Source organism: Janthinobacterium sp. GMG1, from assembly GCF_034427795.1.
Lineage (GTDB): Bacteria > Pseudomonadota > Gammaproteobacteria > Burkholderiales > Burkholderiaceae_D > Janthinobacterium.
This window is the reverse complement of sequence record NZ_JAXQNT010000039.1, coordinates 1-799: the sequence shown is the minus strand read 5'-3', so window position 1 is coordinate 799 and position 799 is coordinate 1. Positions and strand designations below refer to the sequence as shown.

Genomic DNA, 799 nt, shown 5'->3' with positions numbered 1-799 from the left:
CGGGTCCGGGGACAACTGATAGACCACCACCACCTTCAAATCCGCATGCCACTTTTCCGGCACGGTGAAACAGCATATCGATCCGCCCTGCCCGTATGGACGGATCGAATCGCCACCGCCGCCGCTGTTGGTATTGCCCGGATTTTCAACCGCGATGTAATCGACTTCGCGCGAAGAATAATTCAGCGCCTGAATGCTCGCGGCCATGGCGACGCCGGGTAAACATGCGGCCAGCAAGAGGACTCGCCAGCAATGGTGCTTGAGCAACGTCGTCATGATGTCATCGCTATCTATAAAATCGCCAAATGAATCTACCCGGCTCCAGCCGCGCTGAAATCACGCTCTATGCGAGCGCCTCGGCACGCGTTGCGTAGCGCTGCTGCGCCAGGTAAATCTCTTCATCGGATTTGGCCTGCGCAATATCCTGTGTTAAGTTTTCGCTCCACACAAATTCTTCGGGTGCTTCTTTCGCCTCGATGCCGGCCGTCGGCATGCGTTGCAGCTCCTTCTCGTGCACGCTTTTCCGGAAGAAACCGCTTTGCGGGTAATAGCCTCGGCGCAAGATATAGCCGCCACCCTCGCGCCGCGTATAGGTTTGCGTGGTAATCGCCCAGCTGCGCATGTCGGCGCTGTCGGCATCCGTGCGGATCGGATAGGGAGTGCCATACTGCGCTTCCTTGACCAGTGCTTCCTCTTCCGGCGTCAATGCTTCGCCATTCTTCTGTTTCAGTTGCGCGGCTTCCGTCTTTCGGCTGAGCTCATATACGCGTTTATAAAAACGTTCTTCAGGTGGTTTATT

The 799-nt window shown here is 56.3% G+C and carries 1 protein-coding gene and 1 pseudogene; both read right to left on the bottom strand.

What is annotated here, in order from left to right; all coding sequences use genetic code 11:
- Positions 1 to 276: DUF3304 domain-containing protein (locus tag SJI03_RS28780; protein WP_322429454.1), on the bottom strand; the 276-nt coding region annotated here is incomplete at its 3' end.
- A gap of 67 nt (positions 277 to 343) precedes the next feature.
- Positions 344 to 799 (bottom strand): annotated as a pseudogene (locus SJI03_RS28775) (hypothetical protein); the annotation flags it as partial.